Source organism: Cypionkella sp. TWP1-2-1b2, from assembly GCF_049896245.1.
Classification (GTDB): Bacteria; Pseudomonadota; Alphaproteobacteria; order Rhodobacterales; family Rhodobacteraceae; genus Cypionkella.
The window spans coordinates 55,878-80,385 of record NZ_JAFCTX010000008.1 but is presented as its reverse complement, the minus strand read 5'-3'; the positions used below and the strand labels follow the sequence as shown (position 1 = coordinate 80,385).

Genomic DNA, 24,508 nt, shown 5'->3' with positions numbered 1-24,508 from the left:
GGCTTAACGCTTGATGGTTTCACGGTGCCAAACATAAAGCCCGGACCCTGCGATCACAAGCGCGCCGATGATCGTCCATGTGTCGGGAAACTCGCCATAAAACCCGATGCCGAACAGGGTGGCGTAGAGGATACCAAGGTAGGAAAACGGCGCAATCGCCGAAGCCTCAGCCATCGAGAACGCCCTTATCAGGCAGAATTGCGCGGCAGTGCCCAGACAGCCAAGCGCGGCAAAGCGCGGCAGATCGGCGAGATGGATCGGCTGCCAGACGAAACTCACCGCGATGCTGGTCGCCACCGCGCCAAATAGTGCTGCGTGCAGCATCGAGGTGGCAGGGCCTTCTTTCTGCCCGACTGCCCGCGTCAGCAGCGCCGAGGCGGCGTAGCAGACGGCACAGGCCAATGGCAGCAGGGCGGCGGGAGTGAACAGCCCAGCCCCCGGTCGAATGATCATCAGCGCCCCGATCATCGCCACCGCGACCCCGGCGATGCGACGGGGGCCGAGTTTCTCACCCAGAAAAATCGCGGCCCCCAGCGTGATCAACAACGGGCTCATATCCGCCAGTGCTGTGGCTTCGGCCAGACCGATATAGCCAAGGCTGAGGAAAAACAGCCCTGTGGTGGCCAGTTGGAAGCTGGAGCGCGCCAGATGCAGCCACGGATAGGGCGTGCGCAGGGTAGGGCCGACGCGTTTCGGGCCAAGGATGATCAGCACCAGCAAAGCTTGGCCGATAAACCGCGCCCAGACCACTTGTGCTGTGGGATAGCTGTGCAGCAGGCCCTTGGCGACCGCGTCCATCGTGCTGAACATCGCCACCCCCAGCATCAGCGTCAGGATACCCTTGCGGGTGGCAGCAGCCGTGGGCAGGACTTTGATCGGTGACATGGCGTGACCCTAAGGTGGCGGTTGTGTAGCAGCAAGGGGCGCAGCGCTGGATCGCCTTGAATTTTGGCTATTCCTCGTCTTGGATCAGCACCAATTCCCCCGCAGCCTCTAACTGACGCACGGCAGTGATGATCTGGTTCATCGCATCCTCGGCGTCCTTCTCCTTCACCCGACCCCGCGCCAGCATTTCCTCACGCAGGCCCTGCGCCATACGTTGCGACATGTTCGACAGGATGAATTCGGCGCTCGCCTCCCACGCGGGGATGCCCGTGCTGGCGGCAAGGGCGGTGATCAGTTGCGCCTGATCGAGGATGCGGATCAGCTTGGGAACATCGCGACCCAAAACCCGCTGCGGCAGATGCACGAAGGTGAAAATCGCTTTACGCACCTGCTGGGCAAAGCCTGCATCGGTCTCATCCAGCCCCTTCAGCACATCCTCGCGCGTCAGAGCAGGCGAGACATTCAGGATCGCGCCGACCCGTTCCACCGGATTGGCGTGAAAGGCGCGCAGAGGCTGCGATTCCAACTGTCCCGCCAGTGAAACCCCGATCCGCCGCACGGTATCAGGGTCAATATTGCCGGTTTGCGATACCGCATAGGCCACCCGGCGGGCTTTCTCGCCGGGAAGTTTTCCCAGCAATTCCGCAGCCTTGGCGACGGGTAGCTTCGAGAGCATCACTGCACCCACCTCAATGCTTTCCTCCTCCAGCACCGGAAGCAGAGTTTGCACCGGCATCGCCATCAACCGCTCCCACGGATCGCTTGAGGCATTGCTCGCCGCCATCCGTCGCAACCGACTGGCGGCATTGGCCGAGATATGGCCATCCATCATCGCCAAAGCCGCCTCAATTCCGCCGGGAAAGGACAGCCCGACCTGATCCAACTCGCCCATGAATTCTTCGATCACAGCCGCCAAAGTGCGCCTGTACACCGAGCGCATCAGGCTCATCTGCTCGGCCAAGGCCGCCTGCATGTGATCGGGCAGCTTGGCCAGTGGCAGACTGCCCCCCTCCGCCAGCAAAAACTGCACGATGATCGCCGCTTTTTGCCGATGGCTGGGCTGGCGCTGCTGGCTGATGGGGGCCGCCACTGCCCGTTGCACCGGCGTGATCCGCGCCAGAACTGCTGGTTCGCCTGCCATATCTATCCCCTGATCCGTTCTGGTTCAGGTATAGAATGACCCCATCAGGTTAAGGGCGATTTAAGCGCCAAACACCCGCTTGAAAATCGTATCAACATGTTTGGTGTGATAGCCGATGTCGAATTTTTCCTCAATTTCAGACGGACTGAGTGCTGCGGTGACTTCCGCATCGGCGAGCAGTTCGGTCTTGAAATCCGCACCATGCTCCCAAACCTTCATCGCGTTGCGCTGGACAAGGCGATAACTGTCTTCGCGCGACACCCCGGCTTGAGTGAGCGCCAGCAGAACGCGCTGGCTCATCACCAGACCACGGAATTTGTTCATGTTTTTTAGCATGTTTTCCGGGTAGATCACCAGCTTTTCCACCAGCCCGCCAAGGCGGTGCAGGGCGAAATCGAGGGTGATCGTGGTGTCAGGGCCAATCGCACGTTCTACGCTGGAATGGCTGATGTCGCGCTCATGCCAAAGGGCGACATTCTCCAGCGCGGGGATCACGGACATCCGTACAAGACGCGCAAGACCCGTCAAGTTTTCGCTCAGAACCGGGTTGCGCTTGTGCGGCATCGCCGAGCTGCCCTTTTGGCCGGGCGAGAAAAACTCTTCCGCCTCAAGGACTTCGGTGCGCTGCATATGGCGAATTTCAATGGCGACATTCTCGATGCTCGACGCGATTACCGCCAGAACCGCGAAATACATCGCATGACGGTCGCGGGGGATGACTTGGGTGGAGATCGGCTCGGGCGTCAGGCCAAGCTGGGTGCAGACGTGTTCTTCCACGGAAGGGTCGATGTTGGCGAAGGTGCCGACAGCGCCGGAAATCGCCCCCGTGGCAATCTCGGCGCGGGCGGTCAGCAGACGGATGCGGTTGCGGGCCATTTCGGCGTAAAACCGCGCGAAGGTCAGGCCCATCGTGGTCGGCTCGGCGTGGATGCCGTGGCTGCGGCCAATGCGGATGGAGTTTTTATGCTCGAAGGCGCGGGCTTTCAGGGCGGCAAGGACACGGTCCAAGCCGACCAACAGCAAGTCGGTGGCGCGGACGAGTTGCAGGTTGAAGGTGGTATCGAGCACGTCGGACGAGGTCATGCCTTGGTGGACAAATCGGGCTTCCTCAGACCCGATATGTTCGGCGAGGTGGGTGAGGAACGCGATCACGTCGTGTTTGGTGACGGCTTCGATCTCATCAATCCGCGCCACATCGAAAGTCACGTCCTTGGCTTTCCAGACCGCAGCGGCGCTTTCATTGGGGATCACCCCGATGGCGGCGAGGGCGTCGCAGGCGTGGGCCTCGATTTCAAACCAGATACGGAATTTGGTTTCGGGCGACCAGAGGGCGACCATCTCGGGGCGGGAATAGCGTGGGATCATCGGGGCCTCCGGGCAGCTTTGGTGGGGGATAGCGCGCTTTAGACCGGGGCGGGGGAAAGGGCAAGCAATGGGTGTATGTCCACGCGTGGCGCTGGACACTGGGTGAGATAAATCAAAGGGTTATCGTGGTCCGATTCACGCATCATCAATCACGACCTGGGGATTCCCTGTGCGGCGCGGATGCCTTGGGATTGAGTGGCGGCATAGCGATGATTGGCGTAACCTATAGGTATGGAGCGGCGGGAAAGGGCAAAGGGATGCGGCGATTGGCGATGGGTTTGGCGTTGTTGGCGGGACCGGCCATTGCGCAACAGTGGCAGCCGCTGGATGGTGCAGGGATCACGGCGGCGTTGAGCGGGCGGGTGGTGGTTTACGCGGATGGCGCGCGGCAGGATTTCAAACCGGACGGCCAGACGATCTATACCAAGGGCCGCGATAGTCTTGGCCATTGGGCTTTGCGCGGTGATCTCTATTGCTCGGTCTGGCCGCCCTCTGACATTTGGGCTTGTTACGCTGTGGCTGTGCAGGGGACTGCTGTGAAATTTATCGCGGCAGATGGCAGCGAAACGCAAGGTGCTATCGCGCCCTGACCGCGATGGAAACCTGCCGCTGGCTGTGGCAGACTGATCTAAGCCAACTTGCCAAAACGGAGGGACTGAGGATGGAGACGATAGCTGGACGCGAAGTGACGATCGTGTTTGACGGCAAGCGCTGCGTACATTCGCGCAACTGCGTGCTAAGCCATCCTGAGGTGTTTGTGCCGAATGTGCAGGGCGAGTGGATTTATCCCGATGCTGCCTCGGCGGCAGAGGTTATTCGGCTTGGGCAGAATTGCCCTTCGGGGGCGATCCGGGTGCTGCGCAATGACGCGGCGGTGGGCTCGGATGCGCCGCCCGTGGTCAACACTCTGCGGGTGCGCGAGAATGGGCCGCTGGCACTGGAGGCTTCGATCCTGTTGCGCGGCGTGACGCTGGAAAGCCCGCGCGCCACCTTGTGCCGCTGTGGCGCTTCGGCCACCAAGCCGTTTTGCGATGGCAGTCATACAGCGGCGAAGTTTACCGCTACCGGAGAGCCAGCGGTGAAGGAATCGGCCGCTTTGGCTTTGCGCGATGGCGTCGTGGATGTGCAGCCTTTGCCGAACGGGCCGCTGAAAGTTGTGGGCAATCTGGAAGTGGTCTCGGGCACCGGGCATACGGTAAACCGGGTGACGCAGGCGTTTTTCTGCCGCTGCGGTCATTCGGCGAACAAACCCTATTGCGACGGCAGTCATAAGGCGGCGACGTTTGTGGCAGAGTAGGCTTTAGATCAGCAAGAAAGCGCCTCCGGCGGGAGTATTTGGCCCAATGTGAAATGATTGCCGTTCCACACATTCATCTTGGCAAAAATACTCCCGCCGGAGGCATCCACAGGACCGCCAAACCGCCGTTTCAGGCTTGACCCATCAGGGCGGCATCGAACGGGTATTTCGTCAGGTTCTCAAACCCGGTTTCGGTGATCAGCACCTGATCTTCCAGCTTGATCGAGAAATCGCCGCCTTCGGGGGAGACCAAAGCCTCGACGCACAGCGTCATGCCGGGCTGCAAGGCGACCTCGAACGCACCGTCGACATGGGCATCGGGGTAGGGCACGAAGGGCCATTCGTCGCAGAGGCCGACGCCGTGCATTTTGCAGGAGTATTTTTGGCGCTGATATTGCGGCCCTAGTTTATGGCCGCCATGGGTCAGCTCGCGGATGGTGACGCCGGGTTTCAGCATCTGCATGTTCTGGTGGATATGATCCATCGCATGACCCATCGCCGAGATCATATCGGCGCGCGGGGCTTTGTCGCCGATCCACCAGGTGCGGGAAATGTCGATGCAGATGCCGTAAGAGCCGATCAGATCGGTGTCAAAGGCGACGATTTCATTGTTGGACACGATGCGCGGACCACATTCTTGGAACCACGGATTGGTGCGGGGACCCGAGGCGAGCAAGCGGGTTTCGATCCATTCGCCGCCGCGGCGGATGTTGCCTTTGTGCAGTTCGGCCCAGATGTCATCTTCAGACATATGGCCGAGTGGTACGCCTGTACGGGTGGCGGTTTCCATCTCGGCAATCGCGGATTCGCAGGCGTGATGGGCGCATTTCATCGCGAGTATTTCGTCGGGGCCTTTGATAGCGCGGGTGCGCTCGGTAACCTCTTCGCCCTCCATCACCTCAAACCCGGCGCGTTCAAGCGCGCGCAAGCCATTGATCATGATTTTATCGACGGCGAGGCGGCGGTTTGTGCCTGCATGGGCGCGCATCACCTCGGTCACTTGGGCGGCGAAAGAGGTGGCATCTTCGGCGACTTTATCACCGCAGACGTTGTAGAAGAACGAGGCGCCGGAGCGGAGCTCTTTGACGAGGGGGTTGAAGTTCACCAAGAACGGCGCCTGTTTGTATTCCCAAACCACCATATGACCATCGGCGCAGATCAGGCAGGCGCGGAACGGATTGTGGCTGTTCCACAGCTGCATATTGGTGGTGTCGGTAGCGTATCGGATGTTCAGCGGATCAAACATCAGGATGCCGCCATAATCACGGGCATTGAGGGAGGCGACAAGGCGCGTCCAGCGAAATTCGCGCATATTGGCAAGGTTTGGCAGTTGCAGGCCCGCCTTGGCCCATTCGCCAAACGCCAGTTGGGTTGGGCCGATTTCCACCCGGTCATTGTCATTCGGCGTGCCATCGCCCAAACGGTCACCGCGCGCGGGGTCGATTTTGCGGCGGGTTTCGGCGTAGGACATTGGGCTCTCCAAAGCGGGATTGGCTGTGGGTAAGGTGGCAGGTGAGGGTGCGCGGGCTTTGCTGGGCGCGACGTGGGTTGTCGCAAATGGCTGGGGCTTGCGTTTATCACTTCGCCGCGGCTAGGTTTGGCCTATGGCAATATTGAACGCAAAACTGCCGCTGCAGCCTTGGCTTGATCCGCGCAATCTGCGAGTGCCGGGGATACAGCCGATCGCCGATGACAGTTGGATTGCGGTTTGCGATGCGTATGCCGCACAGATGGCGGAGCGGGATCGGTTAATTTCTGAGTAGCCCGATCTGGTGCATGCTTTGCCAGAGGCGGCGCTGCCTGCAGCTTTGGAGTTGTATGACCGGGTGTTGGGCAAGCTGCGCAGCACGGCGGGGTTTGAGGTTGGCGCGACGGCAGTGCGGCGGCCAGATGGGGTATTGGTGGCGCTGGACCGTGACCGCCCGCTGCTGACATTGGGGCGGTTGGTGCAGGAAGATTTGTGCCTGATGCAGCGGGTGAGCGCGGAGCATGCGCTGACGGCGGCGGTGTTGTGCTTTCCGGCGAGTTGGACTTTAGCCGAAAAGCTGGGGCGGTCGATGCTGGGGATACATATCCCGGTGGAAAGCTACGCCGAGGATCTGGCACGCCGGGTGCAAAGGCTGTTCGATGCGATCCGGCCCGAACAGCCGCTCTGGCGGATGAATTTTCACATCTACGAAAGCCCGGCGTTGTTTCATCCCCGGCGGGAGAGTTATCGCCACCCCACCGCGCGCGCAGGCGCTTACATGCGCGCAGAGCGGCAATGTTTGCTGCGTTTGCCGCAGACTGGGGCGGTGGTGTTCAGTATTCACACTTATCAGGTGCGTTTGGACAGCCTTACGCCGAGCGACCATGCTGCGCTCGGCGCTTTGGGGGTGATGCAGCGTGCGAACTAGGCTTCAGCCAACCAAGGCCGAGATCACCGGGCCTTGCAACAGATGTGAGGCGATCCCTGTCGCAACCAGCGCCGCCGAAGTCAGCCGCATGTTTTCGCCGCGCAGCACCGAATAGGTCAGCATCGCCGCCCCCACCGGCAGCGCCACCATGATCAGGGTGGCGTTCATCGTATGGGCGGCAAGCCGCATTTGTGGTGAGATCAGATAGGGCGGCACCGCCTGCTCGGTGGGATAAAGCGCCAGCCGCAACCGCGACAGTTCGGGATCGCGCGGCCGCGGAATATCCGGGCGGTCGTTGCTGGGCTGGAAGCCACGCTGATACACCGCATCGACATTGCCCTCATCCAGCAGGGTGAAGATCGGGTGATCCGGGTCGGCACGCTGGCTGGATTTCGGCTGCGCATAGGCCAGCGAGTCGATCACCTCGGCGGTCACCGGATGCGCCCATTCATGCCAATAGACCGCATCAGGGTTCAGCCGGGCCTGCACGCGCTCGATCAATTTCGAGCACAAAGCCTCATGGCGCACCGGGGCATGGCGACGCTGTGGATGCGCGTTCAGACGTGGTGGCAGGTGTGACGGGCCGACTGACAACGTTAACGACGCGGCGATACCGGGGCGCGGCGCGTCGCTGGTTGCCAGCACAATGCGGGTGCCGGGCATATCGAAACTCGCCAGATCTTCGCAATTCCATGTCAGCTGGCGATCCTTATCGTGGAACCGCGCCAGCACGGCATCCAGATCAGCCACCAAACGGGCAAAGTTCAGGTTGGGCGATTGTAGAAACAACAACTCGGCAATCGTACTGAACTGTATGTCGGGATGAACCTTCATCGCGTGACCTCCATCAGTGGTTGCACAGTGTTGCCCGCAGATTGTGCCTGCATCTGGAAGGCATTGCGGCGTTTACAAGTTATTAACCGGAAGTTGAGCGCTGTTTCTGCCTTAATTCCAATCTTGCCGTGGCAATGAGATTGTTCACGCTTAGGCTGGAAATGCGAAAGGCCGCCCGAAGGCGGCCTTTGCAGTTCTGCACTGTTCTGCGCTTAGCAGGAGTAATACATTTGATATTCGATCGGGTGCGGCGTGTGTTCGTAGGCGTAAACCTCTTCCCACTTCAGACCCATATAGGCTTCCAGCATCGGACGGGTGAACACGTCACCCGCCAGCAGAAAATCCATATCCTTGTCGAGTTCTTCCAACGCTTCACGCAACGATCCGCACACAGTCGGGATCACGGCGAGTTCTTCGGGCGGCAGATCATAAAGATCTTTGTCCGAAGCAGGACCCGGGTCGATTTTGTTGCGGATGCCGTCAAGGCCAGCCATCAGCAGACCCGCGAAGGCGAGATAAGGGTTGGCTGCCGGATCGGGGAAGCGGGCTTCCACGCGTTTGGCTTTCGGCGATTCGGTCCACGGAATACGGACCGCACCCGAGCGGTTGCGGGCGGAGTATGCCAGCAGAACCGGGGCTTCAAAGCCGGGGATCAGGCGTTTGTAGCTGTTGGTCGACGGATTGGTCAGCGCGTTCAGCGCCTTGGCATGTTTGATGATGCCGCCGATGAACCACAGAGCTTCCTGCGACAGGTCTGCGTATTTGTCGCCTGCGAACAACGGCTTGCCGTCTTTCCAGATCGACATGTTGACGTGCATCCCCGAGCCGTTATCGCCCTTCATCGGTTTCGGCATGAAAGTGACCGTTTTGCCGTAGGCGTGGGCCACGTTGTGGATCACATACTTATATTTCTGGATGTTGTCGGCTTGCTCGACCAGACCACCAAAGATCATGCCAAGTTCATGCTGACAGGTGGCAACCTCGTGGTGGTGCTTGTCCACCCGGATGCCGATGCGCTTCATCGTCGACAGCATCTCGCCGCGCAGATCTTGCGCCTCATCAACTGGGTTGACCGGGAAGTAGCCGCCTTTATGACCGGCGCGGTGGCCGTAGTTGCCGCCTTCGGTCACGGTGTCGGTGTTCCAAGCCGCAGCCTCGGCGTCGATTTCATAGGAAACCTTGCGCGGCGTCACCGAATAGCGCACGTCGTCGAAGATGAAGAATTCAGCTTCGGGACCGAAATAGGCGGTCTCGCCGATGCCGGACGACTTCATGAAAGCTTCGGCTTTCTTGGCGATCTGGCGCGGGCAACGATCATAGGCCTCATTCGTGTCCGGCTCGACCACGTCGCAGTGGATGCACAGGGTCTTTTCGGCGTAGAACGGGTCGATATAGATCGAGGTCGCATCCGGCATCAGTTTCATGTCGGATTGATCAATCGACTTCCAGCCCGCAATCGACGAGCCGTCGAACATGAAGCCTTCCTCGAAGAAGTCTTCATCCACCAGGTCAGTGACCAAAGTGACGTGCTGAAGTTTGCCTTTGGGATCGGTGAAGCGGATATCGAGATACTCGATTTCCTCGTCCTTGATCAGTTTCAGAGCTTTCGCAACTGCGCTCATCATGCTGCCTTTCGGGGTTTCGGGTTGAAAGTGGCGGCAGGTGTTGGCCTGCCGGGTTGTTTGGATCGCGACTGGCTTAGATCGCGTCGTCGCCGGTTTCGCCAGTGCGGATACGGATGGCCTGCTCGACAGGGCTTACGAAAATCTTGCCATCGCCGATCTTGTCGGTGCGGGCGGCTGCAATGATGGCGGCAATCGCGACATCGACCATATCATCGGTCAACACGACTTCGATTTTCACTTTCGGCAGGAAATCGACAACATATTCCGCGCCGCGATACAGTTCGGTGTGGCCTTTCTGACGGCCAAAGCCTTTGACTTCGGTGACCGACAGGCCCTGAATACCGGCTTCCTGAAGGGCTTCCTTCACCTCGTCCAGTTTGAACGGTTTGATGATTGCCTCGATTTTCTTCATGGCCTGCTCCCCAAGTCTTTTTACACGCAAAATTTGGTCCTATCGGTAGTGATCACTTCCCTGCGGGGGCTTCAATTCTGTAGGAATAGGCGGGGCGCGGTTGCGGTTGGAAAAACGTGATGATGATTAAAATATAGGCGATATGCGTGATGTATGGGCGGTTTGTGAACGAAAAGGTTATGAAATGAGCGAAGTGCTGACGGCGGCGCAGATGCGGGCGGTTGAGGCGGCGGCGATTGCCTCGGGGGCTGTGACCGGGCTGGAGCTGATGGAGCGGGCCGGGGCAGGCGTGGTGGCTGCGGTGCTGGAGGAATGGCCGGAGATGGCACTGACCGCACAGCGCGCGGTGGTGCTGTGCGGGCCGGGGAATAATGGCGGCGATGGGTTTGTGGTGGCGCGGCTGTTGGCTGGGCGCGGGTGGGCGGTGGAGGTGTATTTGTATGGCGACGCGGGGAAGCGGCCGCCTGATGCGCGGGTGAATTATGAGCGGTGGTGTGAGGTGGGGGAGGTGCGGGGGCTTACGGTTGATGTGGATACGTGGGACGCGAACCTAGTTGTCGACGCTCTTTTCGGCTTAGGGTTGACGCGAGGGTTTGACGAGAGACTGAGCCCAGTTGTCGCGCACCTCGCGTTACATTTACATGCTGACCAGCATGTCTGCGCAATAGACTGCCCAAGTGGTCTCTGCCTCGACAGTGGGATTGTGCTGTTGAATCTGGAAGGTAAAGACGGTGCAATTTACGCCGATCTGACCGTGACATTTGCCTCAAAAAAGATCGGTCATGTGATAGGCCAAGGCCCCGAGTTTTGCGGTAAGGTCGTGATCGCAGATATTGGTTTGTATTGGTGGGATGGCAGCAGGCGGGCACTGGCAAATCTATACGATGTTTCTCCGCCGAAGCGGGGGTTGCGAAAGTATGTAGTATTCGAGCAAGTCGAGATCGACAAAGGCGTTGCCCACAAGCACGCGAGGCATGGTTCAACTCACAAATTTTCTCACGGCCACGCTCTGATCGTCTCGGGCGATCACGGTCATGCCGGGGCCGCGCGGATGGCGGCGCGGGCGGCTTTGCGGATCGGGGCGGGGCTGGTGACGGTGGCCTCGCCGCCGGGGGCGTTGGCTGAGAATGCGGCGCGGCTCGATGCGGTGATGCTGCTGCCCATGGCGGATGCGACGGGGCTGGCGGAGGTTTTGGCGGATGTGCGGATCAATGCGTTGTGTCTGGGGCCGGGGATGGGGCTGGGTGCGCGGGCGGCGGATTGGGTGCGGGTGGCGCTGGAAACTTCGAGGCTCCGGCTCAAGGCCGGAGCGGCGCAGGGATTGCGGTTGGTGTTGGATGCGGATGCGCTGACGTTGATCTCGCGGGATGGGGGGCTGTTTGCGTTGCTGCACGGGGGCTGTGTGCTGACTCCCCACGCGGGCGAGTTTGCGCGGTTATTCCCGGATATTGCAGAAAAGCTGGCGGCCCCGGCAATCACATGTCCTGCCTATTCCAAGGTCGATGCGACGCGCGAGGCGGCGGCACGGGCGGGGTGTGTGGTGCTCTATAAGGGGGCGGATACGGTGATTGCCTCGCCGGATGGGCGTTGTTCGATCAACGCGGCGGTGTATGAGCGCAGCGCACCTTGGCTCGCTACGGCGGGATCAGGTGATGTGCTGGCGGGGTTTATCACCGGGCTTCTGGCGCGGGGATTTCAGCCGATGCAGGCGGCGGAGACGGCGGCTTGGCTGCATGTCGAATGCGCGCGCTGCTTTGGGCCGGGGTTGATTGCCGAGGATCTGGCGGAGGAGTTGCCGAAGGTGTTTCGGGCGTTAGGGGTTTAGTGCGTCGCTGGCCTCGCGTCGATTTTCGCGCGAAAATCGTGCCGGAATTCGCGCGAATTCCGATCAGGTGGCCACGCGCGCAACCGTGCAGGCCAGTTCCAGATCGCCTGCGTAGATCACCACGTCTTCTTCAAAGCGCAGGGTGTAGAGGCGGAGTTCGGGCATCACCTCGGCGCGGATGTATTCGCCATCGACAAGATGCGCTGCAGGAATCAGCGCGACCGTAGCCCCCGTCAGGGCTTTCGCGCGCCAATCGCGGATCAGGATGGGCTGATCTGGGGTGACGATCATATCCTCATTGGGACGATCCTTGCCCAGAACGCCATGTGCAATCCGCACCACGCGGGCGTTTTGCACCAATGTCACCTCAATCGCCACCAGCTTGCGCGCGCCGGTGCGGGTGATCACCCGGTCGCCGGGGTGCAGATATTCGACGGGCATCATGCCATCCAAGCTCAGCACCGGAGTGCCGATCGCCAGACCATGATCAAGGCCCAGATTGGGTTTGGCGGCGGTCAGTTTGGCGTGGATGGTCATTGGCACTCCTCCGGCGCTTGAGCGCTTAGGGTAAACTTACCGCCAAATGGGGCGAGATTGCGGTGTTCCCCTGACTTTTCAGCGAATTTCGCGGCAAACCACCGCTTCACTTTTCCTCTCGCTTCCCGCGCGCGGCTTTGTTAGAAGGGCGCGGATTTCAAGGCGCATCTCTCGTCCTTTGGGCGGGTGTGCGCTTTGTTGACATACGCGGGTATGGCGAAATTGGCAGACGCACCAGATTTAGGTTCTGGCGCCGCAAGGCGTGGGGGTTCAAGTCCCTCTACCCGCACCAAAGCTTGATGAGAAGGACGGACACATGCAGGTCACCGAAACCCTGAAAGACGGCTTGAAGCGCGCCTACACCATCACGGTGTCCGCCGCCGAGTTGGAAGCCAAAGTTCAGGAAAAACTCCTTGAGGCGCAGCCCGAGGTCGAAATCAAGGGTTTTCGCAAAGGCAAAGTGCCGCTGGCGATCCTGAAAAAGCAATTCGGCCAGCGCCTGATGGGCGATGCCATGCAGGACGCCATTGATGGCGCAATGAAGTCGCATTTTGAGGCAACCGGCGACCGCCCGGCCTTGCAGCCCGACGTGAAAATGGTCGGTGGCGAGACCTGGAAAGAAGGTCAGGACGTTGTGGTCGAGATGGCCTATGAGGCCCTTCCGCCGATCCCGGAACTGGATGCGTCGCAAATCACGCTGGACCGTTTGTCGGTGAAAGCCGATGAAGCCTCGGTTGAGGAAGCTTTGAAGAACCTTGCGGCCACCGCGCAGAACTTTGAAGACAAACCGAAGGCCAAAAAGGCCAAATCAGGCGATCAGGTTGTGATCGACTTCAAAGGTGCGGTCGATGGCGTGGCGTTCGAAGGCGGCGCTGGCGAAGATTACCCGCTGGTTCTGGGCTCAAACTCGTTCATACCGGGCTTTGAAGACCAACTGATCGGCACCAAAGCTGGCGAAGATGTCACCGTCACCGTGACCTTCCCCGCAGAATATGGTGCGGCGCATCTGGCTGGCAAAGAAGCGGTGTTTGCTTGCACCATCAAAGTCGTGCGCGAGGCCAAAGCGGCTGAGCTGGACGATGAATTGGCGAAGAAATTTGGCGCAGAAGATCTGGCTGCCCTGAAGGGTCAGATCTCCGAGCGTCTGGAAGCCGAATACAAAGGTGCAGCCCGCGCTGTGCTGAAGCGTTCGTTGCTGGATCAACTCGACGGTCTGGTGAAGTTCGACCTGCCGCCCGCTTTGGTCGATGCCGAAGCCAATCAGATTGCGCATCAGCTGTGGCATGAAGAAAACCCGGAAGTGCATGATCATAACCACGGCTCGGTTGAGACCACCGACGAGCACAAGAAACTGGCCGAGCGTCGCGTGCGTCTGGGTCTGGTGCTGGCTGAAATCGGCCGCAAAGCCGAAGTCACGGTGTCGGATGCTGAGATGACTCAGGCTGTGCTGGCGCAGGCGCGTCAATATCCGGGGCAAGAGCGGCAGTATTTCGAGTTCGTGCAGAAGAACCCGAACATGCAGCAGCAGCTGCGCGCGCCGATCTTTGAAGACAAGGTTGTCGATCACATCGTCGCAAGCGCGAAAGTGACCGAGAAAGAAGTCAGCAAAGAAGAGCTACAAAAGTTCATCGAAGCTTTGGACGAGATGTAAGCTTAGACTTCTGTTAAGCATACCGGGCCGCTCCATTGGGGCGGCCCTTTTCTATCTGAACTGGAGACCCTGATGCCCGAATTCTTGCCCGATCTGCCCGTGGATGGCATCCTGGAGTGCCTTAAGCGCTCGCCGGGGCATGAGGTCAATACCGGCAAGATGGATGGGCCGGAATCTTCCAGCGCTTTGACCGCCAACGCGTTTGGTTGGTTTCTGAACCGCGCGCAGGATCTGCCACCTTTGCCGGGGGTGCCTGCGGGGCAGGTGGCGTCAGTGACGTTGGAATCAGAGATGCGGTTTCCGTGGACCGGCGGGCGGCATCCTTGGCTGGATGTGGCGATTGAAACCCACACGACCTTGATCGGCATTGAAGCGCGGCGCTATGAACCGTTTCGCCCGATGAAGGCCAATGGCTTTGCCGAAATTTTTGATCGCCCGGTTTGGGTTGAAAAGTTGCCGCGCTTCACCAAGCTGCGCGATGATATGGTGGCGGGCGAGGCCGGGTTTCAGACTTTGGACGCGGTGCAACTGATCAAATCGGCTTATGCGATTTTGACGCGGGCGGAGAAGCGGGCGGTTGGCGGCGTGCTGGTGTATCTTTATGCCGAGCCTGCCACTTGGGCCTCGGGCAAGCCGGTGGACCCCAAGCGTATCGCGCTGCACCGCCGCGAAGTTGCGCAGTTTGCCAAGCTGGTGGCGGGCGATACCGTCAGCTTCGTGCCGCTGCGGTGGGAGGATTTGCTGGGGCAGTGGGGCAAATCGGCGAAATTGGCGGGCCATGTCGGCGCGCTACACTACCGCTTCGGTGCTTTGGGGTGATCTACGCCGCTCTTGCAACAGCACGAACAGCCCCGCGCCTGCGATGATGCCGATGCCCAGCCAGCCTTGGGCATCCGGCCAGTCGCGCCAGAACAGCCAGCCCCAGAGCACCGACCAGATCAGGCCGAGGTATTCGAATGGTGCCACAACCGAGGCCGCCGCGATGCGGTAGGCTTGGGTCAAAAGCCACAGCCCCATCGCCGCGACCACGCCGCAGGTCATCATCAGGGTGAGATCGTGTGCATTGGGGTTGATCCAGCCTCGGGTGAGGAAAGCAAGGCTGGGGTGGCTGGTGACGGTATGGCTGCCGTCGTGGTAATACAGCGCCATCAGTCCGGCGCAGCTTAAGAACACCGCATTGCCCCAGAACGCCAGCGCGGCGGCGGTCTGGGTGTCACCCATCTTGCGGGCGGTGATCATCGAGATGCCATAGGTCAGGCCGGACAGGATCGGTAGCAGGGCGGCCCAATCGAACAGGGCTGATCCGGGGCGCACCATTATGATCACGCCAAGAAATCCGGTGAGGACAGCAGCCCAAGCGGCGGCGCTGACTTTCTCGGAGAGGAACAGCACCGACAGTACGGTGATGAACAGCGGCCCGGAATAATACAGCGCCACGGTGGTTGGCAGCGGCAGGCCCGCGAGCGCGATGTAGAAGCTGAAATAGGCAAGAAACATCACCAGCCCGCGCAGGATCATCTTCGGCGCACCTGGGGTGAACAGGGTGCGGATGCCGCCATCAAAATGCGCGAAGGCGAGCAGGAACGGGATCGAGGTGAAACCGCGGATCAGCATGGCCTGATACAACGGATAGCCGCCGGAGATCAGCTTCAGGATCAGGTCTTGCACCGAAAACACCGAGATTCCGGCGATTAGGTAGATGGTACCGAGAGAGGTGGTTTTATGGGCCATGTGCACAAGCTAGGGGCGGGCGGGCCTCCGGGCTGTTCGATTCGCGACATGGTTTGATCAAAAGCGGTGGGCTTAAACCCCAGCCAGTAAAACCGCAGTCTCGGGCATACGCTTTAAGCGCGCCGCGATCCGTTCCCCCCAACGCGGCCCCGAGGCCAACGCCACCGCGTAGGTGTCGCGCAATTTCTCGGGGCGATCCTGTGTGATTGCGCGGATCAGGAACGCCAGCTTGGGCGCGGTGTTTGATTGAATTGATGTTGTCCGGCAAGCCTCGCGACTGTCGGCTAGGATCCGTTTCGCTAGCTGTCCGGCTCGCTGGTCATGATGTTAGGATTGCAGGAACCTAACGAAGGCAACGCAAATTCGAATTCTGATCAGCGAGTCATTCCGGCCTGCGCAAAAAGTAACCCATATGAACGAGTCGATAGAATGGCACGCTGCCGGAGCCTCCTGTTGCAGGACCAAGTGCAGGTTCTGGGAACGGACCAAGCCAACCTAACAACCCATCCAAGATGGGCTTGGTCACCGCCTCATCCGTCACCTCCAGCACCACCGACTTCAACTTCACCCCCGGCCCGAAACTGGCGGCAAGGTCCGCCGGATCGATCAGCTCCACGCTCGCCGGATCGGTGATGTCGGCAAACGTCACCAGCATTGGATACTGATATTCTGGCACGGTGATCACCCCCGCCGCCCGGTCGTTCCGATCACGCACCTCATCGAACAGCGCCCCATCAATCACCCGACCCTTGCGCCCGACGATTGAGGCGGCGGCGACCGTGCCCATATATTCCGTCACCCCCGCGCCCTTCAGCAGCGCGAAAAGATAGTGGCCCGGCGTGACCTCGACCACCACCGCCTCGCCGGTCAGCTCATAGTCCCAGCCCATGCCGTCGGTCTTGACCCAGTGCTTGCGCCAGCTGACCTGACTGACAGACGCAGCCGACACCTCGCCTGCCGGTGTCTCGATGGTGATGGTGAGCTTCTGGCGCCAAGAATAGCGCTCGGATCTGGTAAGGGTGAAGACGGCGAGGAGGACTAAGGCGATGAGGAGCAGCTTCTTCATAAATGTACCCCGTGCTTCGGCATCGCGCCGTCTGCTCGCCTTTCTCTGCAAGCGGTATCACGAATCCAAGCGGAAAATACCGAGATGCCAGCGATCAGGTAGACGATACCCAGAGTGGGGTTTTACGGTTCGTGCCGGGTAAGCCAGAGGGCGGTATGGTGGTCGGTTATTCGATTTTTCGACATGGTTTCATCAAATGCCTGATCGGGTATGGCGATTAGAAACTTTTCAGCAAGGAAGCCGTCTCGGGCATCCGCTTTAAGCTCGCTGCGATCCCGGCAATCGCTGCCAATAATTGCCCTAAAATAGGGCTAATTGTGAAATTTGGTCAAGAAAAAACCGCGCAAGGTTGCCCCTGCGCGGTTCTAATCTTGAAACCAATAACCCAAGCTTAGTCGCGGGTCAGGTCTTCGCCGTCTTGGGCAGCGCCCATTTCCGAGAACAGGTTGGCGATCTCGAAGTCAGCTTCGGCCTCTGCCTCGGCTGCGAGTTCCTGGATCGACTTGCCCGAAGCTTGCAGTGCGGCTTCTTCAACCGAACGTGCGACGTTCAGGCTGAATTTCACCGACACCTCCGGGTGCAGGATCACCGAAACGGTGTGCACGCCAAGCTCTTTGATCGGACGATCCAGCACGACCTGGCCACGGTTGACTGTGAAACCGTCAGCGATTGCCGCATCTGCTGCGTCACGGGTGGTGACGGAACCGTACAAAGCACCCGAATCGGAGGCCGAACGGATGATCACGAAAGTCTGACCATCCAGCTTTTCGCCGACAGCTTCGGCTTCTTTGCGGGTTTCCAGGTTGGTAAGTTCCAGATGCGCTTTCTTCACTTCAAACTGGGCAATGTTGCCGTTGTTTGCGCGAAGCGCTTTGCCTTGCGGCAGCAGGAAGTTGCGTGCGTAGCCGTCTTTGACGTTGACGACTTCGCCCATTTGGCCAAGCTTGGCCACGCGTTGAAGCAGGATTACTTGCATGGTTAAACCCTCACTTCACAGCATAGGGCAGCAGGGCGAGGAAGCGGGCGCGCTTGATGGCCTGAGCCAGTTCGCGTTGCTTCTTAGCCGAGACTGCGGTGATACGGGACGGCACGATCTTGCCACGCTCGGATACATAGCGTTGCAGCAGGCGCGTATCTTTGTAGTCGATGCTCGGCGCATTGTCGCCCGAGAACGGGCAGACCTTGCGGCGGCGGAAAAACGGTTTGTTCGCCATGGTTTAGGCTCCTTTCCTGAGGCTGGGGATCAACGACGCGGGCCGCCGAACGACGGACGCTCGCCACGGTCACCACCGCGGTCGGGACGATCGCCGAACGAAGGCCGCTCACGACGCTCGCCACCGAAACCACCTTCAGGGCGATCTCCGCGCTCGCGCTCGTCACGCTTTTGCATCTGAACCGACGGGCCGTCTGTGTGCAGGTCAACCTTGATGGTCAACACGCGCATGACGTCATCGTGCAGGCGCATCAGGCGTTCCATTTCCAGAACTGCCGAAGCGGGTGCATCGGTTTTCAGCAAGGCATAGTGGCCCTTGCGGTTTTTGTTGATCTTGTAGGCCATCGTCTTGACGCCCCAGTATTCATGCTCGACAACTTTACCGCCGTTGTCGGCCAGAACCGTGGAGAAGTGCTCGATAAGGCTTTCAGCCTGCGCGTTGGAAAGATCCTGACGCGCGATCATAACATGCTCGTAAAGCGGCATGTGTGCTCCGATCTGTCTATGTGGCGCATTTCATAGGACGGGCAAACACTTTCCGCGGCCCGTCCACGAGAGCCTGCGCCGTTACGTGGAAATGCGGAAAGATTGGGGGCTTATAGCGGGATCGGGCGGGGATGCAAGGCATCAGGCGAGAAGAAAATGCCTTCTTTTCTTGGCAGATTTGGCCCCAGACAAATCTGGCCGCGCCTGCCTGCCCTGAGGCAGGCGCGATACCGCGCCAGCCCAGTCAGGCGTGGCCAGATTACTGGGGTCAGGTTTGTGGCACTACACCCCTTGCTCAACGGCTTTCAGCCTTGTGAGCAACTCACCGGAAAACTCTGCCCCGCAGAGTTTTCTATCGGTTCGGGCCATTCGGCTACCGCGCCGAAGCTGGCAAGCCGAAGATGCGGTCGAAACTGTAGGTGAAAACGTAGGTATATATGATGAACAGCACGATCAGCCCGGCCTCGTATTTCAGCGCCGTCCCCAGATCGACCTGAAGCCACCACGCCATGATCGGCAGCACCAGGATCACGAGGCCACCCTCAAACAATAGCGCATGAACCGAACGCCGGGTCAGGCTACGGCCCTTTTGGCTTTGCCGCGCCTCCCATGCCTCAAACAGCGCGTTGAAGCCCATGCTCCAGCCCATCGCGATGGTGGCGGTGATCGCCGAAAGGATCAGTGATTGCGTGGGGTTTGCCTCTGACATCGCCAACAGGCCAAGCGTGGCCACGGCGACGCCAAGGGTCTCAAAGCTGACAGCATAGAGGATTTTGCGCATTGTCGGTGTCATGCGGGCATCTGGTCCGAGCGGGTCTGTGGCGTCAAGGTTTTATGCAAACACTACAGTTCCGATCACATACAGCCCGCCATCAAATCCAGCGCAGACTTGCGCTCGGCGGTTTGAATATCCAGCAGGCCAAGGGCGGTGGGAAAGAAGTTATCATGGCTTGTGATTGCAGTTCCAACCGCCGCAGAACCGGTCGCTGCTGCCGCTTTCTGCCGCAGACAGCTCATATCGACATCAAAAGCCTTAATGCAGGGTTGGGAAAGCCACAGGAAAAACGGCACCGGGTCTGCTCGGGTGGTGCCATGCTAAGCGGCGTGCTGTGCAGGTAGGCACCTCCTTCGCCAAGCGCTTCGCCGTGATCCGAAGTGTAGATCAGCGCCGACGTGATCTGGGTTTGCTGCGTCAGCGTTTCGATGAAATGCGCCAGAACGTCATCGGTGTAGCGGATCGAATTGTCATAGTCGTTGACGATTTCCTGCGGCATGCAGGTGTCAAGAACCGGACTGTTGCAGGCGGGTTTGAACGCCTCAAACGCGCTGGGATAGCGGTGGTGATATGGAAAATGCCTACCAACCAGATGGATCACCATCAGTTTATCGCTGGCAGTCTGGGCGATCACCTGATCCATAAAGTCGAAGAACACTGCGTCATCACACTCACCCGAGACACAAGCCGCAAGATCATGGCGCTGGTACAACCGATCAACCTTGATGCGGTCGCCGACACCGCCCTCGGCAAAGGTCCAGTCATTGTCATGCCATTCAACGCCGATTTTGGCATGGGCTGCGATATCAAGCAGGTTCTCATGGGTGGCGAATTTCACATAGCGCATCTGGTCGCGGCCAAATTTAGAGAACATGCAGCACAACTTGTTGCCGGGCCAAAGTTGAGGATGTCGAGTTTAGGAAGCAATGGGTTGGTTTCGCGGGCATAGCCGTCGATCTGCTGGTTCTGCGCCTGCGCGGTTTCGCCAACCACCAAAAACAGCACAACGGGTTTCGGTGCCTTGGCTGCGGCAAAGCAGCCAAGGCCGATCCCGATCGTCAGCGCCCAAACCAGAGTGTTCTTGATCCAGCCGCGGCGTTTCAGCGGGCACAGCAGCACCAGAATCGCGGGCAGCACCCCCAACAGCAGCACATGCAGGATCATCGGCGTGGTGATCAGGGTAGCACCTTCAGGGGGATGCGTGGTCAGGACATTGTTGACCAATTCTTAATCAAAAATCGCCCCGAGGCTGTCAGTGTAAAACGCGGTCAGTACTGATAAAATCAGCACGGCCGCATAGGCGATTTTCTGAAACCAGCGGATGCCAAAATACGACAGCAGGGTGATCAAGGCCAAAGTCAGCCCGAAAGCCATGATTGCAAGATAGAAAAGCGTGCTGGTTTGCGTCGCCAAACTTGCCGCTCGCGCAAACATGGTGCGATTATGTGCGGCGAGGATGAACAGCACCACCACCACGTTCAACAGTTCGAGGTGACGGCAAAGCCGCTCGGTTTTACGCTGCTATTGGAGGGCAATCACGGGGATTCCTGCTTTGATCAGGTCTCAGATCACGTATCTGTTACATTTTCGTTACCTGCCGTAAGGCAAATGCGCAGTCCGCATGCTTGAGAGCGATGCCGCTGCCGCCTTGCACAAAGATGACGGGCAGGTTGCGCCATGCCGTGCGGCAAGGTAAGCCAGAGCAAGCAATCGGAGGGCCAGATGAGCCGCGCATTCGTATTTCCGGGGCAGGGTGCCCAGACCATTGGCATGGGCCGCGCTTTGGCCGAGGCTTACCCAGCGGCAAAAGCGGTGTTTGATGAGGTCGATGCGGCTTTGGGTGAAAAGCTGTCCAGCCTGATCTGGGAGGGTTCGATTGAAGATCTGACCCTGACCAAGAACGCCCAGCCCGCGCTGATGGCGACCTCGATTGCGGCTTTGCGGGCGTTGGAGAGCGAAGGCATCGGCATTGAGACGGCCTCGTTCGTGGCGGGTCATAGCTTGGGTGAATATTCCGCGCTTTGTGCTGTCGGTGCGCTCGATCTCTCCGACACCGCGCGTCTGCTTAGGATTCGCGGACAGGCGATGCAAGAGGCGGTTCCGGTTGGCGTCGGCGCTATGGCAGCACTGTTGGGCCTCGATTTCGCCGCAGCTACGGAAGTGGCCGCAGAAGCCGCGCAAGGTGAGGTCTGCCAAGCCGCCAATGACAATGATCCCGCACAAGTCGTGGTCTCGGGCCATCGTGGTGCAGTGGAGCGGGCTTTGGAGATCGCCAAGGCCAAAGGTGCCAAGCGCGCCTTGCTGCTGCCCGTCTCCGCCCCGTTTCATTGCACCTTGATGCAACCCGCCGCCGCCGTGATGAACGAAGCCCTTGCAGGCGTTGTGATCCACACGCCGAAACTGCCGATCGTAGTCAATGTCCGCGCCGAAGCCGTGACTGAGCCTGACCGCATCCGGGCTTTGCTGGTGGCGCAGGTGACAGGCTCGGTGCGCTGGCGCGAGTCGGTGCTGTGGATGGAAGGCGCGGGCGTGACAGAGTTCTGGGAGATCGGCGCGGGCAAAGCTTTGTCCGGCATGATCAAACGCACGGCCTCCGGGGCGGTGACCCGCGCGGTGGGCACGCCGGAAGACGTGTTGGCTGCCAAGGGCTAGCCAGACGATTTTTGGGAAAAATCGTGGCCCGGCTTTCTGGTGGCTGCGATCTGGATAAATGGCGGGGCCTGCGCGGTTTCGCTTTTGGGAGTACAGAACATGTTTGATCTGACAGGAAAATCCGCGCTGGTGACAGGCGCTTCAGGCGGCATCGGTGGTGAGATCGCGCGCGCGTTATATGCGGCGGGGGCCACGGTTGGGCTTTCGGGCACGCGGCTGGAGCCGTTGCAGGCCCTCGCGGCGGAACTTGGCGAGCGCGCGCATGTGCTGCCCTGCAACCTCTCTGACCTTGCGGCGGTGGATGAGCTGATCAAGCAGGCAACCGCCGCAATGGGCAGCGTTGATATTCTGGTGAACAACGCCGGGATCACCCGCGACAATCTGTTCATGCGGATGTCGGATGACGAATGGCAGGCGGTGATTGATGTGAACCTGACCGCCACCTTCCGGCTGATGCGCGGCGCATTGCGCGGTATGATGAAAGCCCGCTGGGGGCGGATCATCAACATCACCTCGGTCGTCGGGCATTCCGGCAATCCGGGGCAGGCGAATTATGCCGCCGCCAAAGCGGGCACCTTGGCTGCGTCGAAATCGCTCGCGCAAGAAGTCGCCAGCCGCAATATCACGGTGAACTGTGTGGCCCCGGGTCTGATCGAAACGCCGATGACCGAAAAGCTGAACGACGAGCAGAGGGCGAAGATATTGGTCGGTGTCCCCGTAGGCCGGATGGGCAAACCGCAGGAAGTAGCTGCAGGTGTGCTCTATTTGGCATCACAAGAGGCCGCCTATATCACCGGCACAACACTGCATATCAACGGCGGCGGCGATATGTCATAAGCGGGGCGAAAGCGGTTTGAAACCGTTTGCCTAATGCGCGCGCCCTTGCTATAGGCGCGCAAGAACACGCCATTGCTTCGGTTATGGTGCCTGCCGATGCAGGAAAGAGCGCCCGGCAACGGGCAGGCAAAAGACCGGGGGCGACCCCTAAACGATATGAGGAAAGAACATGAGCGACATCGCTGATCGTGTGAAGAAGATCGTCGTCGAGCATTTGGGCGTCGAAGCAGAAAAAGTGACCGAGACCGCCTCGTTCATTGATGATCTGGGCGCAGACAGCCTCGACACCGTCGAGCTGGTCATGGCGTTTGAAGAAGAATTCGGCATCGAGATCCCGGACGACGCGGCTGAGACCATTCAGACCTTCGGCGACGCGGTGAAGTTCATCTCCTCGGCTGCCTGATCGCTTTCGCAGATCAAACGGAAAGGCATCCTGCGGGGTGCTTTTTTGTTTTTTGGATGTTTGTTTTGACCGGAACGCGGGACGGTCTCGGTCGGCATCTAGCCAACCTCACCCGGCTACCGCGATTAGGTTTTGACAGGGCAACATTGCGAAAATGTCGAAGCCTGTGGCGGGAGTATTTTAAAAAGAGCAACGCATAAGATCGTCTCATCTGTGACAAGCTGTCAAAAGACTCCGGTTCTCTATCGTTGCTCTTTTTAAAATACTCCCGCCGGAGGCTCGCTCGTTGATAGCGAAAACAATAGCTTAGGTGTTCAGTCCCGGCATCTGGTGGATCGGGTTTAGGATGAATCGTGCCAGCTCTGATGTCCAGATTTTGCGGATGTACTCGCAGGGCATGAATCAGTTTAGGGTCTTCAGCCTTTGCGCGAAGTTGCATGCTGCGAGGAAGCCGGCGCGGTGCGTCGGCAGCTGATCGTGTTTTTCCTAGGGGAACCATTTCACCGTCGCTTCTATGATCGTGCGGTTCCGTTGGCTGACAGGTATTTGCCTTCAAACACCGAAAAGCATCCGCTCGACCTGACCGTTGGCCCAAGGATGGTTGGGCTTGGTCAGCCGGTGCTGAATACCGTTGACCTCCCAGATCATGTCGAAGCGCATCGGTCGGGAGTAGATGGTGTTGCGGTTCCGGGGCTAAGACCTTATCTGTCAGAACCGTGGACCTGATAGCGCACGGCTTCGAGCATGTGCTGCAGGAACTTCCAAGCCGTGTTTCTGTCAGTCGTTGCAACGAGTTGGGCGACGGCGAACCTGGCTGTCCGGTCGATTCCGACGAAAAGGTAAGGCTCGCCTTTTGTCGTATGCACCTCGGCAATGTACCCTCTCGTCGTTTGCGGGCAAACCACTGCCGGGCAGAGGATGTGAAAGAAGCCGCCTCTCAGCGATGCAAGTATCGCCTGCCGGCTGACGGATGGCGGAGCGCTTGAACCTCTGGCGCTTGGGCTTGTCGCCATCGACATCCGGCAGGCGCGAGATGCCTTGCCACTGAAGGCAGCGATGCAGCGCCGAGCGGGACAGGTGAGGCACCGAAGGCTGCACAGCATACAGGCAGTCGTCCAGCGGCAGCAGCGTTTGGTGGCGGAACGCCACGACTATCGCCTTTTGCGCCTCGGTCAGCACCGTGCATCGCGGCTGTGGCGGCCCGGTCTTCATAGCCTCGACTGTCGCGCGCTTGCGCCACTTCGCCACCGCCTTCGGCTTGATGCCGTGTTCCCGGCCCAACTGCGCGAGCGAAGCAAGCGATTGTTGTATTGCAGTTCTGACGGCGTGCGTGGTCGTGGCACAGCCGTGACGAACTTGTCCCATATGGCTTCCTTC

Annotated in this window: 28 protein-coding genes, 1 tRNA gene and 1 pseudogene; 11 read left to right on the top strand and 19 right to left on the bottom strand. The window is 59.5% G+C overall.

All coding sequences use genetic code 11. The features are described from left to right. Positions 1-3: 3 nt before the first annotated feature. The 3 genes from ACP7AP_RS07295 to purB form a co-directional block, all read right to left on the bottom strand. On the bottom strand, positions 4-885 hold the full coding sequence (locus ACP7AP_RS07295) for a DMT family transporter (protein WP_426033540.1): 882 nt from the start codon (positions 883-885) through the stop codon (positions 4-6). Between the two features lie 67 nt (positions 886-952). Continuing rightward, positions 953-2,026 carry a flagellar motor switch protein FliG gene (locus tag ACP7AP_RS07290; RefSeq protein ID WP_426033539.1) on the bottom strand — a complete coding sequence of 358 codons (1,074 nt, stop codon included), beginning with the start codon at positions 2,024-2,026 and terminating at the stop codon, positions 953-955. 60 nt (positions 2,027-2,086) lie between these two features. After that, the gene (gene purB, locus ACP7AP_RS07285; protein ID WP_426033538.1) at positions 2,087-3,391 is read right to left on the bottom strand and encodes an adenylosuccinate lyase; all 1,305 of its coding nucleotides are present in this window, start codon (positions 3,389-3,391) and stop codon (positions 2,087-2,089) included. 209 nt (positions 3,392-3,600) lie between these two features. Between purB and ACP7AP_RS07280 the strand changes: the two genes are divergently transcribed. After that, a complete protein-coding gene (locus ACP7AP_RS07280) occupies positions 3,601-3,981 on the top strand; it encodes a hypothetical protein (RefSeq protein WP_426033537.1) in 381 nt (126 codons plus the stop codon). A gap of 71 nt (positions 3,982-4,052) precedes the next feature. Beyond that, the gene (locus ACP7AP_RS07275; protein WP_426033536.1) at positions 4,053-4,688 is read left to right on the top strand and encodes a CDGSH iron-sulfur domain-containing protein; all 636 of its coding nucleotides are present in this window, start codon (positions 4,053-4,055) and stop codon (positions 4,686-4,688) included. A gap of 130 nt (positions 4,689-4,818) precedes the next feature. Here the strand turns inward: ACP7AP_RS07275 and dddP are convergent, their stop codons facing one another. Further along, on the bottom strand, positions 4,819-6,159 hold the full coding sequence (gene dddP, locus ACP7AP_RS07270) for a dimethylsulfonioproprionate lyase DddP (protein ID WP_426033535.1): 1,341 nt from the start codon (positions 6,157-6,159) through the stop codon (positions 4,819-4,821). A 133-nt stretch (positions 6,160-6,292) separates the two neighbouring features. On the opposite strand from dddP, the gene ACP7AP_RS07265 reads away from it, so the two are divergent. Continuing rightward, positions 6,293-6,451 carry a hypothetical protein gene (locus ACP7AP_RS07265; RefSeq protein ID WP_426033534.1) on the top strand — a complete coding sequence of 53 codons (159 nt, stop codon included), beginning with the start codon at positions 6,293-6,295 and terminating at the stop codon, positions 6,449-6,451. Positions 6,452-6,460: 9 nt separating this feature from the next. Continuing rightward, entirely contained in the window at positions 6,461-7,084 is a 624-nt protein-coding gene (locus ACP7AP_RS07260; protein ID WP_426033533.1) for a heme-dependent oxidative N-demethylase family protein, read from the top strand. Between the two features lie 3 nt (positions 7,085-7,087). On the opposite strand, the gene ACP7AP_RS07255 is transcribed toward ACP7AP_RS07260, so the two are convergent. The 3 genes from ACP7AP_RS07255 to ACP7AP_RS07245 form a co-directional block, all read right to left on the bottom strand. After that, positions 7,088-7,918: a hypothetical protein gene (locus tag ACP7AP_RS07255; RefSeq protein WP_426033532.1), complete on the bottom strand. Its 831-nt coding sequence runs from the start codon at positions 7,916-7,918 to the stop codon at positions 7,088-7,090. A gap of 212 nt (positions 7,919-8,130) precedes the next feature. Next, a complete protein-coding gene (glnA, locus tag ACP7AP_RS07250) occupies positions 8,131-9,540 on the bottom strand; it encodes a type I glutamate--ammonia ligase (RefSeq protein ID WP_304924823.1) in 1,410 nt (469 codons plus the stop codon). Between the two features lie 76 nt (positions 9,541-9,616). Then, positions 9,617-9,955, bottom strand: coding sequence for a P-II family nitrogen regulator (locus ACP7AP_RS07245; RefSeq protein ID WP_054008596.1), 339 nt, complete (start codon positions 9,953-9,955; stop codon positions 9,617-9,619). A 184-nt stretch (positions 9,956-10,139) separates the two neighbouring features. Here ACP7AP_RS07245 and ACP7AP_RS07240 point away from each other — a divergent pair, with 184 nt between their 5' ends. Then, a complete protein-coding gene (locus tag ACP7AP_RS07240; RefSeq protein ID WP_426033531.1) occupies positions 10,140-11,780 on the top strand; it encodes an NAD(P)H-hydrate dehydratase in 1,641 nt (546 codons plus the stop codon). 63 nt (positions 11,781-11,843) lie between these two features. Here the strand turns inward: ACP7AP_RS07240 and ACP7AP_RS07235 are convergent, their stop codons facing one another. Beyond that, positions 11,844-12,317: a Hint domain-containing protein gene (locus ACP7AP_RS07235; protein WP_426033530.1), complete on the bottom strand. Its 474-nt coding sequence runs from the start codon at positions 12,315-12,317 to the stop codon at positions 11,844-11,846. A 207-nt stretch (positions 12,318-12,524) separates the two neighbouring features. Here ACP7AP_RS07235 and ACP7AP_RS07230 point away from each other — a divergent pair. The 3 genes from ACP7AP_RS07230 (at position 12,525) to ACP7AP_RS07220 (ending at position 14,787) form a co-directional block, all read left to right on the top strand. Beyond that, a tRNA-Leu gene (locus tag ACP7AP_RS07230) sits at positions 12,525-12,609 on the top strand. Positions 12,610-12,633: 24 nt separating this feature from the next. Continuing rightward, positions 12,634-13,968 (top strand): trigger factor, encoded by a 1,335-nt coding sequence (gene tig / locus ACP7AP_RS07225; RefSeq protein ID WP_426033529.1) that lies wholly within the window; start codon positions 12,634-12,636, stop codon positions 13,966-13,968. A gap of 72 nt (positions 13,969-14,040) precedes the next feature. Next, positions 14,041-14,787 (top strand): hypothetical protein, encoded by a 747-nt coding sequence (locus ACP7AP_RS07220; RefSeq protein ID WP_426033528.1) that lies wholly within the window; start codon positions 14,041-14,043, stop codon positions 14,785-14,787. On the opposite strand, the gene ACP7AP_RS07215 is transcribed toward ACP7AP_RS07220, so the two are convergent. The 10 genes from ACP7AP_RS07215 to ACP7AP_RS07170 form a co-directional block, all read right to left on the bottom strand. Beyond that, complete coding sequence (locus ACP7AP_RS07215) at positions 14,758-15,699, bottom strand: DMT family transporter (protein WP_426033527.1); 942 nt, start codon at positions 15,697-15,699, stop codon at positions 14,758-14,760. The genes ACP7AP_RS07220 and ACP7AP_RS07215 overlap by 30 nt on opposite strands. 382 nt (positions 15,700-16,081) lie before the next feature. After that, positions 16,082-16,765 (bottom strand): hypothetical protein, encoded by a 684-nt coding sequence (locus ACP7AP_RS07210; protein WP_426033526.1) that lies wholly within the window; start codon positions 16,763-16,765, stop codon positions 16,082-16,084. Between the two features lie 391 nt (positions 16,766-17,156). Then, positions 17,157-17,741 (bottom strand): 50S ribosomal protein L9, encoded by a 585-nt coding sequence (gene rplI, locus ACP7AP_RS07205; protein WP_426033525.1) that lies wholly within the window; start codon positions 17,739-17,741, stop codon positions 17,157-17,159. 10 nt (positions 17,742-17,751) lie between these two features. Beyond that, on the bottom strand, positions 17,752-17,979 hold the full coding sequence (gene rpsR, locus ACP7AP_RS07200; RefSeq protein WP_426033524.1) for a 30S ribosomal protein S18: 228 nt from the start codon (positions 17,977-17,979) through the stop codon (positions 17,752-17,754). 29 nt (positions 17,980-18,008) lie between these two features. After that, complete coding sequence (gene rpsF, locus ACP7AP_RS07195) at positions 18,009-18,464, bottom strand: 30S ribosomal protein S6 (protein WP_426033523.1); 456 nt, start codon at positions 18,462-18,464, stop codon at positions 18,009-18,011. Positions 18,465-18,837: 373 nt separating this feature from the next. Further along, positions 18,838-19,257, bottom strand: a complete 420-nt coding sequence (locus ACP7AP_RS07190) for a PACE efflux transporter (RefSeq protein WP_426033522.1) — start codon at positions 19,255-19,257, stop codon at positions 18,838-18,840. 62 nt (positions 19,258-19,319) lie between these two features. Beyond that, positions 19,320-19,481 (bottom strand): hypothetical protein, encoded by a 162-nt coding sequence (locus tag ACP7AP_RS07185; protein WP_426033521.1) that lies wholly within the window; start codon positions 19,479-19,481, stop codon positions 19,320-19,322. Beyond that, positions 19,478-20,113 (bottom strand): sulfatase-like hydrolase/transferase, encoded by a 636-nt coding sequence (locus ACP7AP_RS07180; RefSeq protein WP_426033520.1) that lies wholly within the window; start codon positions 20,111-20,113, stop codon positions 19,478-19,480. The genes ACP7AP_RS07185 and ACP7AP_RS07180 overlap by 4 nt, the downstream gene beginning before the upstream one ends. Beyond that, positions 20,074-20,463, bottom strand: coding sequence for a phosphoethanolamine transferase domain-containing protein (locus ACP7AP_RS07175; RefSeq protein ID WP_426033519.1), 390 nt, complete (start codon positions 20,461-20,463; stop codon positions 20,074-20,076). Before ACP7AP_RS07175 ends, ACP7AP_RS07180 begins: the two co-directional genes overlap by 40 nt. A 3-nt stretch (positions 20,464-20,466) precedes the next feature. Next, positions 20,467-20,709, bottom strand: coding sequence for a hypothetical protein (locus ACP7AP_RS07170; protein ID WP_426033518.1), 243 nt, complete (start codon positions 20,707-20,709; stop codon positions 20,467-20,469). Positions 20,710-20,961: 252 nt separating this feature from the next. Between ACP7AP_RS07170 and fabD the strand changes: the two genes are divergently transcribed. The 3 genes from fabD (at position 20,962) to ACP7AP_RS07155 (ending at position 23,131) form a co-directional block, all read left to right on the top strand. Next, the gene (fabD, locus tag ACP7AP_RS07165; RefSeq protein ID WP_426033517.1) at positions 20,962-21,891 is read left to right on the top strand and encodes an ACP S-malonyltransferase; all 930 of its coding nucleotides are present in this window, start codon (positions 20,962-20,964) and stop codon (positions 21,889-21,891) included. 99 nt (positions 21,892-21,990) lie between these two features. After that, complete coding sequence (fabG, locus tag ACP7AP_RS07160) at positions 21,991-22,728, top strand: 3-oxoacyl-[acyl-carrier-protein] reductase (protein WP_426033516.1); 738 nt, start codon at positions 21,991-21,993, stop codon at positions 22,726-22,728. Positions 22,729-22,897: 169 nt separating this feature from the next. Further along, positions 22,898-23,131 (top strand): acyl carrier protein, encoded by a 234-nt coding sequence (locus tag ACP7AP_RS07155; protein WP_054008607.1) that lies wholly within the window; start codon positions 22,898-22,900, stop codon positions 23,129-23,131. A 306-nt stretch (positions 23,132-23,437) separates the two neighbouring features. On the opposite strand, the pseudogene ACP7AP_RS07150 reads toward ACP7AP_RS07155, so the two are convergent. After that, positions 23,438-24,496 (bottom strand): annotated as a pseudogene (locus tag ACP7AP_RS07150) (IS481 family transposase). Positions 24,497-24,508: the final 12 nt, after the last annotated feature.

What these genes read in the sequence shown, in the direction of transcription:
- ACP7AP_RS07295 (WP_426033540.1), bottom strand. Translation starts at nt 885, where the DNA reads ATGTCACCGATCAAAGTCCTGCCCACGGCTGCTGCCACCCGCAAGGGT.
- ACP7AP_RS07290 (WP_426033539.1), bottom strand. Translation starts at nt 2,026, where the DNA reads ATGGCAGGCGAACCAGCAGTTCTGGCGCGGATCACGCCGGTGCAACGG.
- purB (WP_426033538.1), bottom strand. Translation starts at nt 3,391, where the DNA reads ATGATCCCACGCTATTCCCGCCCCGAGATGGTCGCCCTCTGGTCGCCC.
- ACP7AP_RS07280 (WP_426033537.1), top strand. Translation starts at nt 3,601, where the DNA reads ATGATTGGCGTAACCTATAGGTATGGAGCGGCGGGAAAGGGCAAAGGG.
- ACP7AP_RS07275 (WP_426033536.1), top strand. Translation starts at nt 4,053, where the DNA reads ATGGAGACGATAGCTGGACGCGAAGTGACGATCGTGTTTGACGGCAAG.
- dddP (WP_426033535.1), bottom strand. Translation starts at nt 6,159, where the DNA reads ATGTCCTACGCCGAAACCCGCCGCAAAATCGACCCCGCGCGCGGTGAC.
- ACP7AP_RS07265 (WP_426033534.1), top strand. Translation starts at nt 6,293, where the DNA reads ATGGCAATATTGAACGCAAAACTGCCGCTGCAGCCTTGGCTTGATCCG.
- ACP7AP_RS07255 (WP_426033532.1), bottom strand. Translation starts at nt 7,918, where the DNA reads ATGAAGGTTCATCCCGACATACAGTTCAGTACGATTGCCGAGTTGTTG.
- glnA (WP_304924823.1), bottom strand. Translation starts at nt 9,540, where the DNA reads ATGAGCGCAGTTGCGAAAGCTCTGAAACTGATCAAGGACGAGGAAATC.
- ACP7AP_RS07245 (WP_054008596.1), bottom strand. Translation starts at nt 9,955, where the DNA reads ATGAAGAAAATCGAGGCAATCATCAAACCGTTCAAACTGGACGAGGTG.
- ACP7AP_RS07240 (WP_426033531.1), top strand. Translation starts at nt 10,140, where the DNA reads ATGAGCGAAGTGCTGACGGCGGCGCAGATGCGGGCGGTTGAGGCGGCG.
- ACP7AP_RS07235 (WP_426033530.1), bottom strand. Translation starts at nt 12,317, where the DNA reads ATGACCATCCACGCCAAACTGACCGCCGCCAAACCCAATCTGGGCCTT.
- tig (WP_426033529.1), top strand. Translation starts at nt 12,634, where the DNA reads ATGCAGGTCACCGAAACCCTGAAAGACGGCTTGAAGCGCGCCTACACC.
- ACP7AP_RS07220 (WP_426033528.1), top strand. Translation starts at nt 14,041, where the DNA reads ATGCCCGAATTCTTGCCCGATCTGCCCGTGGATGGCATCCTGGAGTGC.
- ACP7AP_RS07215 (WP_426033527.1), bottom strand. Translation starts at nt 15,699, where the DNA reads ATGGCCCATAAAACCACCTCTCTCGGTACCATCTACCTAATCGCCGGA.
- ACP7AP_RS07210 (WP_426033526.1), bottom strand. Translation starts at nt 16,765, where the DNA reads ATGAAGAAGCTGCTCCTCATCGCCTTAGTCCTCCTCGCCGTCTTCACC.
- rplI (WP_426033525.1), bottom strand. Translation starts at nt 17,741, where the DNA reads ATGCAAGTAATCCTGCTTCAACGCGTGGCCAAGCTTGGCCAAATGGGC.
- rpsR (WP_426033524.1), bottom strand. Translation starts at nt 17,979, where the DNA reads ATGGCGAACAAACCGTTTTTCCGCCGCCGCAAGGTCTGCCCGTTCTCG.
- rpsF (WP_426033523.1), bottom strand. Translation starts at nt 18,464, where the DNA reads ATGCCGCTTTACGAGCATGTTATGATCGCGCGTCAGGATCTTTCCAAC.
- ACP7AP_RS07190 (WP_426033522.1), bottom strand. Translation starts at nt 19,257, where the DNA reads ATGACACCGACAATGCGCAAAATCCTCTATGCTGTCAGCTTTGAGACC.
- ACP7AP_RS07185 (WP_426033521.1), bottom strand. Translation starts at nt 19,481, where the DNA reads ATGAGCTGTCTGCGGCAGAAAGCGGCAGCAGCGACCGGTTCTGCGGCG.
- ACP7AP_RS07180 (WP_426033520.1), bottom strand. Translation starts at nt 20,113, where the DNA reads ATGTTCTCTAAATTTGGCCGCGACCAGATGCGCTATGTGAAATTCGCC.
- fabD (WP_426033517.1), top strand. Translation starts at nt 20,962, where the DNA reads ATGAGCCGCGCATTCGTATTTCCGGGGCAGGGTGCCCAGACCATTGGC.
- fabG (WP_426033516.1), top strand. Translation starts at nt 21,991, where the DNA reads ATGTTTGATCTGACAGGAAAATCCGCGCTGGTGACAGGCGCTTCAGGC.
- ACP7AP_RS07155 (WP_054008607.1), top strand. Translation starts at nt 22,898, where the DNA reads ATGAGCGACATCGCTGATCGTGTGAAGAAGATCGTCGTCGAGCATTTG.